Origin of the sequence: Bacillus paranthracis, assembly GCF_024296885.1 — a bacterium.
Lineage (GTDB): Bacteria > Bacillota > Bacilli > Bacillales > Bacillaceae_G > Bacillus_A > Bacillus_A paranthracis.
The window spans coordinates 4,588,189-4,605,585 of the sequence record NZ_CP101135.1; the positions used below are offsets into that span (position 1 = coordinate 4,588,189).

General features: G+C 39.3%; 15 protein-coding genes. All 15 read right to left on the reverse strand.

Annotation, left to right across the window (positions count from 1 at the left end; all coding sequences use genetic code 11):
- Window positions 1-147: 147 nt before the first annotated feature.
- Window positions 148-1,473, reverse strand: a complete 1,326-nt coding sequence (gene gntP / locus NLJ82_RS23785; protein ID WP_000356157.1) for a gluconate permease GntP — start codon at window positions 1,471-1,473, stop codon at window positions 148-150.
- Window positions 1,474-1,521: 48 nt separating this feature from the next.
- A complete protein-coding gene (locus NLJ82_RS23790; RefSeq protein WP_000539282.1) occupies window positions 1,522-2,247 on the reverse strand; it encodes a GntR family transcriptional regulator in 726 nt (241 codons plus the stop codon).
- A complete protein-coding gene (locus NLJ82_RS23795; RefSeq protein ID WP_001227485.1) occupies window positions 2,247-3,263 on the reverse strand; it encodes a sugar kinase in 1,017 nt (338 codons plus the stop codon). The genes NLJ82_RS23790 and NLJ82_RS23795 overlap by 1 nt, the downstream gene beginning before the upstream one ends.
- On the reverse strand, window positions 3,256-4,011 hold the full coding sequence (gene dagF, locus NLJ82_RS23800) for a 2-dehydro-3-deoxy-phosphogluconate aldolase (protein WP_000181910.1): 756 nt from the start codon (window positions 4,009-4,011) through the stop codon (window positions 3,256-3,258). The genes NLJ82_RS23795 and dagF overlap by 8 nt, the downstream gene beginning before the upstream one ends.
- 1 nt (window position 4,012) lies before the next feature.
- Entirely contained in the window at window positions 4,013-5,116 is a 1,104-nt protein-coding gene (locus tag NLJ82_RS23805; RefSeq protein WP_000510086.1) for a DgaE family pyridoxal phosphate-dependent ammonia lyase, read from the reverse strand.
- On the reverse strand, window positions 5,094-6,194 hold the full coding sequence (locus NLJ82_RS23810) for an amidohydrolase/deacetylase family metallohydrolase (RefSeq protein ID WP_000139933.1): 1,101 nt from the start codon (window positions 6,192-6,194) through the stop codon (window positions 5,094-5,096). Before NLJ82_RS23810 ends, NLJ82_RS23805 begins: the two co-directional genes overlap by 23 nt.
- A 296-nt stretch (window positions 6,195-6,490) precedes the next feature.
- Window positions 6,491-7,351, reverse strand: a complete 861-nt coding sequence (locus NLJ82_RS23815; RefSeq protein ID WP_000759413.1) for a D-Ala-D-Ala carboxypeptidase VanY — start codon at window positions 7,349-7,351, stop codon at window positions 6,491-6,493.
- Between the two features lie 82 nt (window positions 7,352-7,433).
- Entirely contained in the window at window positions 7,434-8,540 is a 1,107-nt protein-coding gene (locus NLJ82_RS23820) for a HAMP domain-containing sensor histidine kinase (RefSeq protein WP_000369655.1), read from the reverse strand.
- Window positions 8,533-9,231 carry a response regulator transcription factor gene (locus tag NLJ82_RS23825; protein ID WP_000822513.1) on the reverse strand — a complete coding sequence of 233 codons (699 nt, stop codon included), beginning with the start codon at window positions 9,229-9,231 and terminating at the stop codon, window positions 8,533-8,535. Before NLJ82_RS23825 ends, NLJ82_RS23820 begins: the two co-directional genes overlap by 8 nt.
- Before the next feature lie 236 nt (window positions 9,232-9,467).
- On the reverse strand, window positions 9,468-10,574 hold the full coding sequence (menC, locus tag NLJ82_RS23830) for an o-succinylbenzoate synthase (RefSeq protein ID WP_000403276.1): 1,107 nt from the start codon (window positions 10,572-10,574) through the stop codon (window positions 9,468-9,470).
- Window positions 10,575-12,020, reverse strand: a complete 1,446-nt coding sequence (locus tag NLJ82_RS23835; protein WP_000449591.1) for an o-succinylbenzoate--CoA ligase — start codon at window positions 12,018-12,020, stop codon at window positions 10,575-10,577.
- Window positions 12,021-12,459: 439 nt separating this feature from the next.
- Window positions 12,460-13,278, reverse strand: a complete 819-nt coding sequence (gene menB, locus NLJ82_RS23840) for a 1,4-dihydroxy-2-naphthoyl-CoA synthase (protein WP_000963880.1) — start codon at window positions 13,276-13,278, stop codon at window positions 12,460-12,462.
- 69 nt (window positions 13,279-13,347) lie between these two features.
- Window positions 13,348-14,160 carry a 2-succinyl-6-hydroxy-2,4-cyclohexadiene-1-carboxylate synthase gene (menH, locus tag NLJ82_RS23845; RefSeq protein ID WP_001103377.1) on the reverse strand — a complete coding sequence of 271 codons (813 nt, stop codon included), beginning with the start codon at window positions 14,158-14,160 and terminating at the stop codon, window positions 13,348-13,350.
- The gene (gene menD, locus NLJ82_RS23850) at window positions 14,157-15,911 is read right to left on the reverse strand and encodes a 2-succinyl-5-enolpyruvyl-6-hydroxy-3-cyclohexene-1-carboxylic-acid synthase (RefSeq protein WP_001059240.1); all 1,755 of its coding nucleotides are present in this window, start codon (window positions 15,909-15,911) and stop codon (window positions 14,157-14,159) included. Before menD ends, menH begins: the two co-directional genes overlap by 4 nt.
- Entirely contained in the window at window positions 15,908-17,302 is a 1,395-nt protein-coding gene (locus tag NLJ82_RS23855) for an isochorismate synthase (protein ID WP_000616705.1), read from the reverse strand. Before NLJ82_RS23855 ends, menD begins: the two co-directional genes overlap by 4 nt.
- Window positions 17,303-17,397: the final 95 nt, after the last annotated feature.

The following is a 17,397-nucleotide window of genomic DNA, read 5'->3' on the forward strand; positions in this document are numbered from 1 at the left end:
TCATTCATAACAAGTTCACCTTGCTCTAAATGAGGGGATTCCATTTATATTATGTTTTCAGGGCGAATCGGAAGCTTGGCTTACTTAAAAACGGGCTTGTTTTTAGAAATGGGCTTTATCAAAAAAAGATACCTGTTAAGGTATCTCCTAAAGAAACATATTCAATAAAAGCGCAAAACCAAATGCAATAAATGATAACAATGTCTCGAGTACCGTCCACGTTTTAAACGTTTCCTTCACCGTCAAACCTAAATACTCTTTTACAAGCCAGAACCCTGCATCATTTACGTGAGAAAACATTAACGAGCCTGCTCCGGTTGCTATAACGAGCAATTCTAAATTCACACCAGACATGTGCTGAATAACTGGTGAAACAATCCCTGCTGCTGTCGTTAATGCTACTGTCGCTGAACCTGTTGCAATTCGAATTAATCCAGCTACCATGAAAGCTAATACGATTGGTGATAACGATATATGTTCTGCCATTTGCGCGATCGCCGTTCCAACGCCGCTTTCAATTAATATTTGTTTAAATCCACCGCCTGCACCGATAATTAAAATAATGGAACCGACCGGTAATAAACTTTCGTCCGTTAATTTTTTAATCATCTTTTTATTAATTCCTTGTCTTATGCCAAGTAAATAAAATGCTGCGAAACATGAAATAAGTAAAGCAATTACTGGACTTCCAATAAATACAAAAAATTCAGTCATCTTTTTCGGTAATGAAATATATGGTGCAACGACCGATAAAATCATCAATACAACTGGTAATAAAATAATAAAGAATGAAACTTTACGACTCGGTAAGTCAGTTGAGACAGTCGTAACTCGAATAAGCTCTGGTTCATTTTCAGGTATAACCCTTTTATGTACCCACTTTGCAAATATCGGTCCTGCGATAATGGCTGTTGGTAACGCGATAAGTAATGAATATAAAAGTACCTTTCCTAAGTTCGCGTTATAAATACCAATTGCTGTCATCGCCCCTGGATGTGGTGGCACGAGCCCGTGAACAATAGATAGCCCCGCAATAACAGGTAAAGCAATTAATAATATGTTTTGCTTCGTTGTTTTTCGAATTGAAATAACAAGTGGTAATAAAATGACAATCCCTACTTCAAAAAAGACGGGAATCCCTATAACAAACCCTGCAAATAACATAGCCCAAGGTAATTTTTTTACGCCGAAAAATCGAATAAAGAAATCTGCCACTTGCATGCCGGCCCCTGAATCGGACATCATTTTTCCTAAAATTGTACCGAGAGCTAAAATACCAACTAAATGCCCTAGTACACTACCAACACCAGATTCATAGGCAGTCACTATTTTCGTTAAATTCAATCCAGACATAATCGCTAAAAATAAACTCGCAACTGTTAAACTAATAAATGCATGCCACTTCCACCATGATACCCCTAAAATAACAATCGCAATTGCAAGTAACGTGACGATTAATAAGTATATATCCATCTCTCATTCCCCTTGCTTTATAAAAAAAGAGGGAACATCCCCTCTTTTTTATACGTCATAATTCACTACATAATGCTGCATTTCTGTATTGTAGTAGCCTTCGCTATATTCAATTACTTCGCCAACTTCATCGTAAGAATAGCGCATTCGTTTTAATAACGCTGTGCCCTCTTTTTCACCTAACGCTTCTGCAACGAAACTAGGCGCAAGTCCAACAGCGAATTCATCTCTGAAGTTTTCTAAATGAATGCCTCGGTCTTCAACTAAATCATAAAGCGATTGCAAGTCAAAGTCCGATAAATCTGTACTTGCCATTTTCGCTGAGAAATAGTGCGTATAATGAATGTACGGTGCATCATTTAACGTATATAAACGTTCAATACGAAAACTCTCTTTACCGAATAATCGAAATGGCACTGTTCCTTCTTCATTCTGAACAATTTCTGCTTTTAGCAATTTTTTCTGTACTTTATATCCTTCTTCCACTAACACTTCAGTAAATTTCTTACCCTTTGACAGTTTTGTCGCAGAAGTGTTACGGATAACTTTCGTTCCTTTACCGCTTTTCTTTTCCAAATATCCTTCTTGAGCGAGTTCTTTAATCGCATTTCGTACTGTAATTTTACTTACTTTGAACTCTTCTTCTAACTGTGGTTCGGAAGGAATATTTGTATGAATCGCATATACACCATGCAATATTCGATCACGAATAATGTTTTTTATTTGTAAATATAATGGTCCTTTTTTCCTCGTTACGTTCACCGTTACACCCACTACCTTTCTACATCACCTACTGATGCCGTCATTGCCCGAAGTATATCCTTCTCTGATGACATTGGCGTATCACCGACGATTGTATGTGCAAGCATTCCAGCTGCTGACGCAAATGAAACAGCTTTCTCTGGTGCAAACTCTTCTATCTCGCCATGAATAATCCCGCTCGTATAAGCATCTCCAGCACCTATTCTATCATATACAGAAAACGTAAGTGTTTTTGCAAAAGTGAACGTACCATCTTTACATATAAATCCGCGCAGCGAGTGTGTGTTATCGCTATTAATAGAGCGATGTGTACCAGCAATTGTAGTGATATGATATGTTTCAGCTACTTGTGGAATAAGGTCAACAAGTTGAGCTTCTCGCTCTGTCTCTTCTGTTTTCATTCCAAGAACGAACATCGCATCTTTTTCATTCATCATTACAATATCAGCTAGCCCTAACATTTCTTTATAATGCGGTTTCGCCTGTTCATATCCATCTTCTCCCCAAAGCGATGGACGATAATTGCAATCAAAAACAACCGTGCCTCCGTTTTCTTTAACAGCTTTCGCTAAAGATTTCATATGATGGCGCACAGTATCATTCATCGCAAGTGTAATCCCGCAAAAATGAACGATATCAATTTCCTTTGCGATTTCTTCAAATTGATACATCTCTTTACATGCCGTATTGAAGCTACTTTCTAATCGATTCGAATATGTAACGCGGCTTGCACGTGCCCCAAATCCATTTTCTAAAAAGTACATGCCGACATATTTACCGCCTCTTGAAACAAGCGAGGTTTGCACGCCTAATTTTTGAATGTAAGATAATGCAGCATCTCCAACCGAGTTTTCCGGTAAAGTAGAAATAAGAAGCCCTTCATGCCCGAGATGAGAAAGTGCTGCAGCAACGTTCACACCTGTACCAGAAAATGAGTATTTTAATGTATTAGCTTGCGATAACAATTCATATCCTGGTACTTGCAGGCGCATCATTACTTCACCGAATGCTGCAATTTTCTTACGCATATTGATCAACTAACTTCTTCACGACTGCTAATAATTCACGAACATCTTCTGTTTTCGTATTGCCAGTTTCTTTATCAATAATAGAAGAGTACACGTGCGGAATAACTTGCTCTACATTTGCTTCAAGCGCGATACGTAAAATTGTTTCAAAGTTTTCTTTATCAATTCCGCCTGTTGGCTCTAATGCGAATCCTTCTTCCGCACAAGCTTTCGCAACTGCACGATATTCTTCTTCATGAGCTAGCCCTTTCATCGGGAAGTATTTCAATGAATTTCCGCCCATATCACGTACAAGTGCGATCGCTGTTTTAATTGGAACGATTGCTTTTTCTTCTCCAGCTGCACTAATTGGACCAGTAGAAATATTTACGTACCCTACTTTTCCTGTTGGCGATACTAAACTATTAATCCAGCTATCTTTTCCACCAAGATTTGCACGTGTCGCTCCAACTGAAGGGAATACTTGGTTAATATGGCTACCTGGATAATGTTTCGCAATTTCAGCTACAACTGCTGCTTGGCGATTATCTCCTGCTCCTAGTCCGATCGATACAGCGTCATCAATTTCTTTTCCATATGCTTTCATCGCTGTAACAGCTTCTTCTACTGTTGGATAATCTTTTGATAATACACCTACTACTACATAACCTTCTGCTGCTTCAAAAATATCTTTCGCATTTTCGATATTGTTCGCTAATACATTTAATGCTACGCGGCCTTTATAAAAACGTTTTTGAATGTTTGTCATTTTAGTTTCCCCCTACAATTTCTCTCAATTTTTCTTCAATCACATGTATGTCATCACCTTGAAGTGGACGTGGATCAATATCAAAGAATCCTTGTCTTACTCCGTAATCACGTGTATAAATCGCGATTTCCCCTTCGCGTAATGCTGTCACAACGTCTTTTGCCGATTTATTTAACTCTTTTTCGTTAATATGAATACGGGCTCTAAAAATTGCTCTTCCCGCTTCATCTTGAACAATCGTTACATTTACACCGTTTAATTCTTTTAGCGGCATAAGTACTTGTAACAACTCTTTTTCTTGCTCACTCTTATCTTCTTTTACTCCGTACTCATCAAGCGCTTGAAGTAAGCCAAATGTTGTTTCTTTCCCAACTTTCATACTTCTTCCGATGCAATGTAATTGCACTTTCAGCCACTCAATATATTTTCGTTTCCCGCCAACAATACCAGAAGTAGGCCCTTCAATTGCTTTTGAACCGCTATAAATGGCAAGGTCTGAATACTTCACATATTTTTGAATATCTTCTTCAGCTGCCGCATCGACGATAAGTGGTACATTATTTCGCTGCGCAACTTCCCATGCTTCTTCAACAGAAATCATATTTTTTTGCACGGCATGATGTGATTTTACATAAAGAATTGCTGCTGTATTTTCACCAATTGCATCTTCAATATGCTCTGCTTTCCCTTCATTTGCGTAGCCAACTTCTACAAGTTTTCCTCCGCCTAAGTAAATCATCGTTTCAACAGGAGCACCGTATTGAACGTTATGACCTTTTAACATAATCACTTCGTTTTTCGCGATGACCTCTTGATGAAGTCTTTCACTTTTACGGCGATTTCCTTCTGTCACAATTGCTGCGATAGAAAGCGCAATTCCGCTCGATGCTGAATTCACAACAACCGCTGCCTCTGCATCTAGAATTCTCGCAATATGATCTCCTGCTTTATCTACTAAATCAGCAATTTCCACATAATTTTGTCCCCCATGTTTCATTGCATCCATAACTGTATCTGTCGGAGCGGATACACCTAAAATACTCATTCTACCGCTCGCATTTATTACTCTTTTTAATCCGTACTTAGCATTCAATGAATGACCCATTGATTACAACCCCTTTCGTATCAATCCTTCTTTCAGCAATACGCTGATCCCCTTCTGAATCAATTAACGTAATCTTCTCATCTTTCACCGTAAATAAAGTTAAATTTGCAATATCGCCTTCTTGAATACGGCCAAGCTCTGGTTTTTTCAGCCACTCTGCTGCATTTTTCGTAACCGCATCAATTACTTCTTCTAGCGGATAACCTAAGTAAAGGAATTTCGAAAGAACGTGAGCCATACTATACACTGGACCGTGCACGCGATTCTTCCGGTAAATATCTGTACTAATTGTATTAAGGGCAATATCGTGACGCTTCGCCGCCTCTGCTACTTTAAAAGAAAAACTAGCATTCCCGTGACCAACATCTAAATGTACGCCGCGATTCACTGCATCTAGTAACACAGGTAGCGGTTTGCCTTCTTCATCAAATAAATTATTTTCTTTCCCGTTTAAATAATGTGTAATGACATCATCTTTTTCTAAAAGAGGTACAACTTCCTCAATGCGAGGAGGCGCTGAACCGATATGTACCATAATTGGCAATGATGTTTCACGTGATAAAGAGCGCGCTACATGCAGCGGTTCAATTCCACTATCACAAACGACGCTTTTACTCATTCTCGCCTTTAACCCAACGATTACATCTTTATACTTTTCTACTGCTTCTATTACTTTCTCCTTATCGATCCACTCCATATTGGATAATTCATCAATTCGTTTCAAACCGATGCGAGAAATATTTAAAAAGGCAAATAAATTCGTTTTTGCCAGCTCTCTACTTTTTACTAAATCTGCAATGCGATCAGCTCCGCAGCTACCCGCATCAACAATTGTCGTTACCCCTTGCTTAACGCCAATTTCATCCACCTCATCGCCATACGGATCAAACTCTGGAAAAGCATGAACGTGCAAATCAATCCAGCCACTCGATACGTAAGTACCCGAGTAATCAAGAACCTTTCCACCCTCGCCAGCACCTGCTTTCGTCACCTGTGCGATTTTATTATTTTCAATTACAATGTCAATCTCTTCCCCGTTCACACGTTTCACATTACGTAGTACGAATCGTTCTGTCATTGTACTTCCACCCTTTTCTCTAAGAAGCCATAAGAATACGCTTACATTAAAGTTTCATTTTATATCTCTTTCACACGTTTAGCGTAACACAAAAAAAGGGAGAAGTAAATATAACGTTATAATGTTTGAAAGTAAAATAAATAATACTCCTCAAAAGGCTGATAGTACAGGAATTTATATCAACGATCTTTCGAATATATCTATCGTAACTCACAATATATCAACGATTCCACAAGAAATATCGATCCCTTTCTTATATACGAAAAGGCTGCTCCAAAACGGAACAACCTCTTTTTCTATTCCTGAACCGTCACAATAACCCCGTCCATATTGTTTCCCGAAATTTCATACTGCTTATTCACCGGAACATTCACTTTCCTATTCCCGGAAACTTTATAATAAGAAACCGTATATTGCTTACCTTCCACATCGGTTGTGATTTCTTTTTGTTCTTTTAAGAAGTCTAAGTATTCCTCTAATGTAATTTTCTTTTTTTGCATAATTGCACTATGAGGTAGGCCGACATAACGAATGTGCCATGGCTCATATTGAATGCCTGTAATGTTACTTTTATTTTTCGGATAGCGTAAAACAAATCCGTGCTTCCATACGTTCTCTTCAATCCATTTTCCTTCAGGCGCTTTTTCCATTTTCTTTTGCGTTGAACCAACGTCCAGTGATAACCCTAAATTATGTTCACTATATCCTGCTGGGAGTGCATAATCAGATCCCATTTTTTCATATAGCTGTCTTTGCTCTTGGAAATCTCGATAGCCGCTATTCATTAAGAAATGTTGTACGCCATCTTTTCCAGCCGCATCGACAACGTTCAAAAACTTTTTTACAACATCCTTTGATAAACGAAGATTTCTATCAAATATTACGTAGCCTCTCACTAATTCACTATTATGATTTACATTTATAATATCAGACCTAATGCTATCTTTTTTTAGTGGATAATCTTTGTTAACTAATAATAGATTCCCTTTATAAATTTCTTCTTTTGTAATCTCTACCTTTTCCATATTTGCATTCTTTATTGCGCTATTTTCCTCACCGATTTTCACATCAATTTCTTTTTGAAATAACGGTGATATATATAAGCCTACACAGATTGTGCATGCGATAAAAAGAGAAATAAATACCCACTTTTTCATTTCTAGTTCCTCCTTAACGTAACTTACGTATAGAATAGAAAAAACTATTAAAATAAAAAGTGGGGTAAAGTTTAAATTTTTATTAAATTGTTACGTGCTCGTCTTTTGGCAATCGCACTTCAAACATTGTTCTAACTATATTACTTTCAGCAGAAATCGTACCGTTATGCTGTTCAACAATATTTTTCGCAATAAACAGTCCAAGGCCTGTCCCGCCACGGTTCTCTGACCTCGATTTATCACCTGTATAAAACATATCAAAAAGATACGGTAAGTCTTCTTCTGGAATGCTATCTCCGTAATTCATAACTTGTACAACAACTTCTCCATTATCGATATACCCATTCAGATCAACAAATTGCCCATCATATCCGTAACGAACAGCATTTGTTAACAAGTTTTCAAATACTCTAGCTAACAATTTCCCATCACCGTTAATCGGCAAATGAGCATCAACATTCAATCTAGCTTCTAAATGATGTTTTTCTAATAACGGATACAATTCCTCATCTAGCTGTATAAGCAGCTCACTTATATCAATCGGCTTTTTATCCAGCTTTAGCATGCCATAATTCATACGTGTAATTTCAAATAACTCATCAATTAAACTTTCGAGCCTTTGCGATTTCGTATATGCAATTGTAGAGAAATGTTTAATTTGTTCTTTTGTTAAATTTTCATCTTTAAGAATTAAATCTAAATAACCTAACACAGATGTTAACGGCGTTCTTAAATCGTGAGCTAGGTTAACAATAAGCTGGTCCTTACTACTTTCTGCGAAGTCTCCTCGTTCCACTGCTTCCTTTAACTTTTCACTCGCAACATTTATTTCACGCGCGATGTCTCCAAATTCATCATTTGATGAAACTTGAACTCTATTCGTAAAGTTACCGTTCGCAAGATGATGAATCCCGTTAGAAATCTCACTAAAATACTTTAAATACGGTTTTGTCAAAAAGAAGAAAAAGATAATAGACAACGGGATAAAGAAAATTAAAAAGAAGTTAATGTCTCCAAATTCCCTTACGATCGACCTAAATTGTGCTAAAGGCTCTTCATAGCGAACCATCGTTTTATAATACAACTGCAATCCTTTATAAATTATATAAGTTACAGTTGCAGCGAGCACCATACTTAACGCAAATAAGGCAATCATTTTAAATCGAAAGCTTTTCATCATGTTATCCATTGAAAGTATACCCTACTCCCCACACTGTTTTTATTAGCTTATCTTTTCTTTTATCTTCCCCAAGTTTTTTCCGCAACGTACGAATGTGTACCATAACTGTATTTCCGCCTTCATAATAATCATCTGCCCATACTTGCTGAAAAATATTTTCCACATTGTATACTTTCTTCGGGTGACTCGCTAATAAATATAAAATATCAAACTCTTTCGGTGTTAATTCAACTTGTTCTCCGTACACATTTACTGTTCTTCGCTCAGGATCAATCACGACCCCGCCTACCTCTAAAGCAGATTTATTCTCCGCTACTTTCGGCTGATTTAACGTAAGAAACCTACGTAATTGTGCATTTACACGTGCAACTAATTCAATCGGTGTAAAAGGTTTCGTCATATAATCATCTGCACCTAATACAAGACCTGTCACCTTATCAAAATCAGACGTTTTCGCACTCAAGAAAATGATTGGCATATGATGCTTCGCGCGAATTTGACGCGTCACTTCATACCCATCCATTTTCGGCATCATAATATCTAAAACCACTAAGTCGATTGGCTGCGTTTCAATAATATGAACTGCCTCTTCCCCGTCCGCTGCCTTTACGACGTGGTACCCTTCTTTTTCTAAATGTATCTCAATTAAATCAGCAATTTCTGCCTCATCATCCGCTATTAAAATGGAAATGCGCTTCATTTTACTCCCCCTTTTTATACGATCGATTGTAAACTAGTCTATGCAATTTGTACAATACGAAAAGGTTACTCGCGGGAGTAACCTTAGTAAATGAAATTATATCGACGATTTTCCAAATATATCGAACACAACTTGAATTATATCGACGATTTTTTTAATATATCGACGTTTCGACAAGGAATATCGACTTACCGACAATTAACGACGAAATTCGCCCACTATTTTAAAGACTCAACCTACCGTTCAAAAACAATCCGTTGCTTCGTAATTTCCGCCAGTCTCCCGCCGACAACTTCATACTCAGTATCAACACTTTGCGGCACCATCACTTTCCCGCGCTCAAGCATCACTTGCGGCGAAATAATATCCTTCTCCCAATGTCTACTAGAAGCAGATATATCGCCTGGAATCGTAAAGTTAGGCAATGAGGCGAGGGCAACATTTTGTGCTCGTGAAATCCCCATCTCTACCATACCGCCGCACCAAACTGGTATGTTATGCTCCATACAATAATTATGGATTTGGATTGATTCTGTTAATCCGCCCACTCGTCCTGGTTTAATGTTAACGATTTGGCAGCTGCCAAGCGTAATCGCAACGCGTGCATCTTCTAAACTATGGATACTTTCGTCCAAACAAATTGGCGTTTCTATTTTCTTTTGCAACTGTGCATGATCAAGAAAATCGTAATCCGCTAGCGGTTGCTCAATCATCATCAATTGGAATTCATCTAGTCGTTTCAGACTCTCTGTATCCGCTAATGTATACGCTGAATTTGCATCAGCCATTAACGGGATATGTGGAAACTCTTTACGAATTTCTTTCAATAACTCATAATCATGCTCTGGCTTTATTTTCACTTTAAAACGCTCGTATCCTTCTTTCGCGTACTTCTCGATTTGTTTTAACATAACTGGAATCGTATTAAGCCCAATTACAACACCAACTTCAATTTCAGCCTTCGTTCCGCCAAGCACTGTCGCTAGCGATTTGTTTTGACGCTTCGCATATAAATTCCAAACAGCCCCTTCAATTCCTGCCTTTGCCATTCTGTTTCTTTTTATATGCTGGAACAAACTCGGCACTTCATTCGGATGAGAAATTTCAGCCTTTAATAAATCCGGTAATAAAAAGTCTTGCAGTACGTGCAGCGCCGTCTTCACCGTTTCTTCCGTATACCACGGTTCAGAGAATGCAACGACTTCGCCAAATCCAATGCACCCGTCCGTATCTTCTAATTCAATGACGATACTCTCACGCTTTTCATACGTTCCGTAGCTTGCAGCAAACGGGATGACGAGTGGCATTTCCGTTATATGAAGTGTCGCTTTTTTTATCTCCACTTACATCTCCTCCACTAATTGTCTTAACTCTCGTCTTAACAATTTTTTCGAAGCATTTCGTGGTAATTCCTCTAAGAAACAAGCTTTTTTCGGCACTTTATATTTCGCTAATTTCTCCTCGCAAAAGTGAAGAATTTCTTCTTCTGTTACCTCTCCACTTTTTACAACAAAAGCAGCGGGTACTTGTCCCCATTTATCATCAGTCATACCGACAACACCAGCTTCCGCTACCGCCGGATGAGAAAGCAACACTTCTTCAATTTGAGCCGGATATATATTCTCTCCGCCAGAAATAATTAAATCACTGCGGCGATCTAATACGTATAAAAATCCTTCTTCATCTAAATAACCGAGGTCGCCAGTATGAAGCCATCCGTTTTGAATTGTTTCGCGCGTCGCATCTTCACGGTTAAAGTAACCACCTGTTACGTTCGGTCCTTTTACTACGATCTCGCCTTCTGTAAACGCCGGTACTACTACGCCATCTTTTTCAATACGAAGTTGGCACTGAAATAGTGGTTTTCCAGCTGATCCTACTTTCGTTAACATATAATCTGCGGACAACGTACAAATTTGCGAAGACGTTTCTGTCATACCGTACGTTTGATATACAGGAATTCCTTTTTCTACACACGTTTCTAATAATGGTTTCGGCGCTGGTCCTCCGCCAAGTAACATGCATCGTAAAGAAGATGGATATGTCTCTGCCCCAAGTCGCTCTAATAAATCAGTTAACATTTTAGAAACGACAGAAATAATTGTTACGCCTCTCGTTTGAAGTGCTTTATGAATAAAATCCGCATCATATTTCGGAACGAGTAAAATGCGCATGCCGTACATAATGTTTTTCATTAAAAGAGATAGCCCACCAACGTGGAACATCGGCATACAAGCTAACCAGCAATCATCATCACGAAGTCCTAAATTAAGAGAAGAACCAACCGCGCTTGCCCAGTGATTACCGTACGTTAAAATAACGCCTTTCGGTTTGCCAGTCGTTCCAGATGTATAAATAATTGTCATCGCTTCTTCTAAAGAAAACTCTTCTTGTATAAAGGCTTCCTCTTTTGGTCCATTCATCACTTCGGCGAATGAATAGACAGGAATATCTTTAGCCTCAAAATCTTGATCTGTCACTAAACAAATAACTTCAGCATCATCCATTTGCCAAAGTAGCTCTTCTCTTGAAAGACGCGTATTTAAAAGCACAGCTACTGCACCTACGTAAGATAGGGCGTGAATAACTGTAATCATCTCCATACCATTTTTCATCAGAACAGCCACCTTTTGCCCCCGCTTCACTCCTACATGCGTGAGGTTTCCACAAACAGATACTACTTTTTCATGCAGCTGCATAAAAGTAACTTTCTCTTCCTCTATTTCAATTGCAGTGCGATCTGGTGTTAAAAATGCACGTTGCATTAACCAATTTGGCATCGTCTCCATCACTCATTCTCCTTTCATGAAAGAAAGAGACTTGATATGACATCAAGTCTCTTAGTTGTTTTGTTTCCGGTTTGACCTTATCCAGCTGCGCCTCCTAGCCCCTTCCGTCTAAGAACCTTCCGCACGAGAAAGTAAAAAACACTTTCTGTGCGAAAGAACCTTAGCCAACGGGGCTAAACAGTCGGCTCCGCTTTTAAAACATCCAGCTACAGCGGCTAGAACAGTCGGTCGTTTCACGCCTTCCTACGAGGCAAAAAGCGCCTCTACGTCAGGAGTTCCAACGCCCTCTTGTTCTAAGTGAGCCGCTTTCGCTTTTAAAACATCCAGCTACAGCAGCTAGAATGTTCGGTGGCTTCACTTCTTCCTACGAGGCAAAAAGCGCCTCTACGTCAGAAGCTCCATCCCCCTCACATTCTGAACGAGCTGCTTCCGCTTTTGATCAAGGGAAACGAGGGAATTGACCGAAGTCTGGACGGCGTTTTTCTTTGAACGCGTCGCGACCTTCTTTTGCTTCGTCAGTTGTGTAGTACAATAACGTTGCATCTCCAGCTAGTTGTTGAATACCAGCTAGACCGTCTGTGTCTGCGTTGAATGCAGCTTTTAGGAAACGAAGTGCCATTGGGCTGTTTGCTAAAATTTCTTCTGCCCATTGTACTGTTTCTGCTTCAAGTTGTTCTAATGGTACTACTGTATTTACTAAGCCCATATCAAGCGCTTCTTGTGCGCTATATTGACGGCATAGGTACCAAATTTCGCGAGCTTTCTTGTGGCCTACCATACGAGCTAAGTAACCAGCTCCGTATCCACCGTCAAAGCTTCCTACTTTAGGACCTGTTTGTCCGAATACAGCGTTGTCTGCAGCGATTGTTAAGTCACATACGATATGAAGTACGTGTCCACCACCGATTGCATAACCTGCTACCATTGCGATAACTGGTTTAGGAATTGCGCGAATTAGACGTTGTAAGTCTAATACGTTTAGACGTGGGATTTGGTCGTCACCTACATATCCACCATGACCGCGAACTTTTTGGTCACCGCCAGAACAGAATGCACGTCCACCTTCACCTGTTAAAATGATAACGCCAACATTTGCATCATCACGAGCATGTGCAAAAGCGTCGATTAACTCCATTACCGTTTTAGGACGGAATGCGTTATGTACTTCAGGGCGGTTAATCGAAATCTTTGCGATACCATTGTATGTTGAATAAATAATATCTTCGTAATTGCCTTCTTTTACCCATTCAATAGCCATTACAACTACCTCCTTGTATATTTCTGATCTCCTCTATAAGTGTAACTTCATTCTTAACTGAAAAAAGCATCACTGCATAGTTTTTAGAAATCCCTTTACTATTGTATCAAACTTTTCCGGTTGTTCCACATGAATTGCATGACCAGCACCATCAATTTTGACAAATTTCGCGTCAGAGACGCATTTTTCGATATTTTTTAATATGCGAAAGAACTTTTCATCATGCTCACCGTTCATTAAAAGAACAGGAATTTTTAAGTTTTTCAGCTCATTCCACCATGAAGGCTGAGCCCCTGTTCCCATGCCGCGCAAGCTATTTGCGAGCCCTTTTGGATTGTTAGCAAGTCGTTCTTTTCGCACTGCTTCTTGTACGTTTTGTGCTAAACGTTTTTGCGTTTCAAACAGCGGAATATTTTCCCACATCGATACAAAACTTTCGATGCCTTCTCGCTCAATTTTTTGAGCAAGTCGCTCATCTTTTTCACAGCGTTCTTCCCGCTCTTCTTCCCTTTCAAGCCCAGCTGTACAATTTTCTAATAAAAGAGAGCGTACATATTCTGGATATAGACATGCCATTGTAATCGCCAGTCTACCGCCCATTGAATAGCCAAGTATGTGCGCCTTTTCAATATGAAGGTAATCTAGTAGTTCTTTCATTTGCAACGCTACATTTCGAATATCATAATGCGTCACATCTTCAGGACTTTCCGTTTTTCCATGTCCTACAATATCTACTAAAATGACTTGAAATTGCTCACTCCAAGAAGGAACGAAAGAACGCCACGTTTCCATGCTTCCCGTAAAACCATGAAGAAGTAGAAGTGGTTCCCCGCTTCCGACTACTTCATATTCATACGATACACCTTGCAGCGTTACGTTCATTTTGATTCACCTTGCAACGATGTAGTAATTACGTCCTGTGTTTTTGCCCATAACGTACGGTGCAATGTTAAGTTTTCATCACGGTTCGTACAAATTTCCACAACGTGTAAACCTTCTGTCGTTGCACCCTTTTGTACTTCTTCTCGGAAGTGCTCCCAGCCATTTACACGGCTAAATGAACCACCGTACATTGTAACAACATGCTCATAATCAAGCCCAATTGGAGTTCCAAATAATGATTCGAAATGTTCCTTTTTCTCATATTGTGGTAAGAATGAGAAAATACCACCACCGTCATTATTTACAACGACAATCGTTATGTTTAATTCATGTAATTTTGCGGCTAGTAGTCCATTTAAATCGTGATAGAATGATAAATCGCCAATCACTAATACGAGCGGATCGCAAATCATGCTCGCTCCTAAAGCTGTCGAAATGATCCCATCAATCCCATTTACACCACGATTTGCCATTACATGAATGTCTTTATCCGATGTGAAGAAGAAAGAATCTGTATCACGAATTGGCATACTATTACTTGCAAATAACGTTGCCCCTTCTGGTAATACGCGGACAATATCTGTAATGACTCTTCCTTCAAATGCCGTATCATATGTTTCCATTTCACGAAGCGTTTCCTTCGTTTTTTCGTTTATATGTTGCCACATTTGGGACCAATCATTCTTTTTCATAACTGGCATTTTTTCTATTAGTGCACTGCAAAATGCAATATCACTCGCTTGGACAACTTCTGTTGCAACGAGAGCCGGATCTCTCCATTGTCCAGATTCGTCAACAACGATATGAACGGCTTTCGTCTGTTTTTTAATGAATTGCGTTAATGCTTTCGAAACAGGCATACCACCGAAGCGAATTAAAACGTCCGGCTTCCAAGTTTCTTTTAACAATTCATTTCGTAAAAATGTATCGTAACAGTCAATTACCATCGTTTTGTCGTGGTGCCCGCTACGAATGTTAGAAAGTGGATCCGCTAATATTGGATATCCCGTTTTTTCAGCTAGTTGCGTTGCAAACGTTGCGATTTCTGAATGACTATCATCTCCACAAATAATAAGCCCCTTTTCCATACGTGAAAGGCGCCCTACAAGAGAATCTACATATTCACTCGGCATCACCGCATTCCCTCGCTGAACTACTCCTGTATATTCCCCGCGTCCTTTATCCCATAAACTTTCTAATGAAAAGTCCGGGATAAGCGGTTCGCGAACCGGAAAATTAAGATGAACAGGTCCTTGCGGTGCTAAAAGCGCGCTTGCTATCGTGCGCTGCGTTGTCATGCGAGCGTAATGATACATCGTCTCATTCGCTTCTGGAAGTGCCATCTCTGTAAATTGCTTCACAAACGTGCCGTATAAATTAATTTGATTCATCGCTTGTGGTGCACCGACATCTCTTAATTCATGCGGTCTATCTGCCGTTAAGACGATAAGCGGCACTCGCGAATGAAAAGCTTCACATACAGCTGGATAGTAGTTCGCTGCAGCCGTTCCTGACGTACATAATAATGCAACAGGACGTTTTTTCGCTTTTGCAATACCGAGCGCAAAAAATCCTGCAGATCTTTCATCTACATGTAAATATGTGTTCATTCCTTCATGTTGTTCCATTAGTAGAGCAATCGGCGTTGACCGTGAGCCTGGACTAATGACAACATCACATACATTTAGACGCGTCAGTTCATCCACGAACGCGCCTAAATAATATGATAATGCTTCTATATGATTGTTCATTTCATTAATTCCTCCAAAGCACCAAGCATCGGTCTAAACTTCAAACTTGTTTCTTCATATTCAAGTTGTGGTACTGAATCAATTACAATCCCGCAACCGGCAAATAAGGATGCTTTCTCTCCATTTAATAATCCGCAGCGAAGTGCAACCGCAAATTCACCATTTCCTTCATCATCTATCCAGCCAATTGGTGCACCATATAATCCTCTGTCTAACAATTCAACATCACGAATTAGTTTCATCGCTTCTAAACGAGGTGTCCCGCCAAGAGCTGGTGTTGGATGTAATTCTTCTACCATCGTTAAAAGACTCGCGTCGCCTTTTGCCTCTACAGGCGTATATAAATGAATTAAGTTTTTCGTTGTTAATAGACCTGGACTCTCCGGAATATTAACGGATTCGCAGTGCTCATTTAATACCGACCTGATCATGTTCACAACATAACCGTGTTCAGCTAAATTCTTTTCATCATGAAGAAGCGCATCACTATTTCGCTTACTTTCTTCTATAGATTGACCATGACCAGTTGAACCAGCAAGACACATTGAAGTAAACTTCTCATCTTCTTTACGAATTAATCTCTCTGGCGTCGCTCCTAAGAAGCATGCTCCTTTATAATCAAAAGAAAATACGTAACAATCTGGTTGCCCAATGCGAAGTGCTTCTAAAACAAGCGCAGAATCAATATGATGATCCGTCTCTACTTTTAGCTCCCTCGCTAATACAACCTTCTGCACGTTCCCCTGCTTCATCTCATCTTGCACTTTCTCAATGGCCTTCATCCAGCCTTTCGGATCCACTTCTACTTTAGAAGTAACTGTTAATTTCGATCCTTCTAGTGCACATTTACTCTCCTCAAAAATTTTCTCTTCTAAAGAAACAATTTCGTTATAAAGAGTTTCTGCACAATCTGTTGCTGAAACGAATGTATTCATTGTTAACCATGCTTTTTCATTTTTTACAGTTAATAAAAATGCCGGTAGTGAAAATGTCGTATCATCAAATTCTTTCCATAAATCTGTTTTCTCTTTTTCTTGGTCAAATGAAAATCCACCAAATAAAAGAGGACCTGTTCCAAATTCGTATTTTTCTCTTTGTACAAATGCTTTCTCTTTTACTTTATCCCACTCGTCACGAGCAGTTTGAAAGCGTTTGTGAGAAGCAGTTGCTATAGTGAAAACAGAGCCAATTCCAGCAAATATTACATGCTGAGCTGGGTCTGCAAAATAACATCTATTTTCGAATGCAATCCTTTTTCCTGCTGCATAAAACAGAAGCGGATCCATCCAGTCTATTTGTTTTACGAAGCTCACTAATATTTTTTCATCAGTTGCACGCTTAATGGCCGCACTAAAAACTTCTTGCAAGCCTATTTGTTTCGTCTGAATCACAATTGTCTCCCCCCTATGGGCGAAAAATAGTCATAATTACGCTTGATTTTAAGATACACCTCAAACGAAAGGCCTGTCAACGTTTAGCATTTCTG

What these genes read in the sequence shown, in the direction of transcription:
- NLJ82_RS23820 (WP_000369655.1), bottom strand. Translation starts at nt 8,540, where the DNA reads ATGGATAACATGATGAAAAGCTTTCGATTTAAAATGATTGCCTTATTT.
- NLJ82_RS23810 (WP_000139933.1), bottom strand. Translation starts at nt 6,194, where the DNA reads ATGACAGAACGATTCGTACTACGTAATGTGAAACGTGTGAACGGGGAA.
- dagF (WP_000181910.1), bottom strand. Translation starts at nt 4,011, where the DNA reads ATGACAAACATTCAAAAACGTTTTTATAAAGGCCGCGTAGCATTAAAT.
- NLJ82_RS23835 (WP_000449591.1), bottom strand. Translation starts at nt 12,020, where the DNA reads ATGGAGACGATGCCAAATTGGTTAATGCAACGTGCATTTTTAACACCA.
- NLJ82_RS23825 (WP_000822513.1), bottom strand. Translation starts at nt 9,231, where the DNA reads ATGAAGCGCATTTCCATTTTAATAGCGGATGATGAGGCAGAAATTGCT.
- NLJ82_RS23815 (WP_000759413.1), bottom strand. Translation starts at nt 7,351, where the DNA reads ATGAAAAAGTGGGTATTTATTTCTCTTTTTATCGCATGCACAATCTGT.
- NLJ82_RS23795 (WP_001227485.1), bottom strand. Translation starts at nt 3,263, where the DNA reads ATGCGTAAGAAAATTGCAGCATTCGGTGAAGTAATGATGCGCCTGCAA.
- gntP (WP_000356157.1), bottom strand. Translation starts at nt 1,473, where the DNA reads ATGGATATATACTTATTAATCGTCACGTTACTTGCAATTGCGATTGTT.
- menH (WP_001103377.1), bottom strand. Translation starts at nt 14,160, where the DNA reads ATGAACGTAACGCTGCAAGGTGTATCGTATGAATATGAAGTAGTCGGA.
- menD (WP_001059240.1), bottom strand. Translation starts at nt 15,911, where the DNA reads ATGAACAATCATATAGAAGCATTATCATATTATTTAGGCGCGTTCGTG.
- menB (WP_000963880.1), bottom strand. Translation starts at nt 13,278, where the DNA reads ATGGCTATTGAATGGGTAAAAGAAGGCAATTACGAAGATATTATTTAT.
- NLJ82_RS23805 (WP_000510086.1), bottom strand. Translation starts at nt 5,116, where the DNA reads ATGGGTCATTCATTGAATGCTAAGTACGGATTAAAAAGAGTAATAAAT.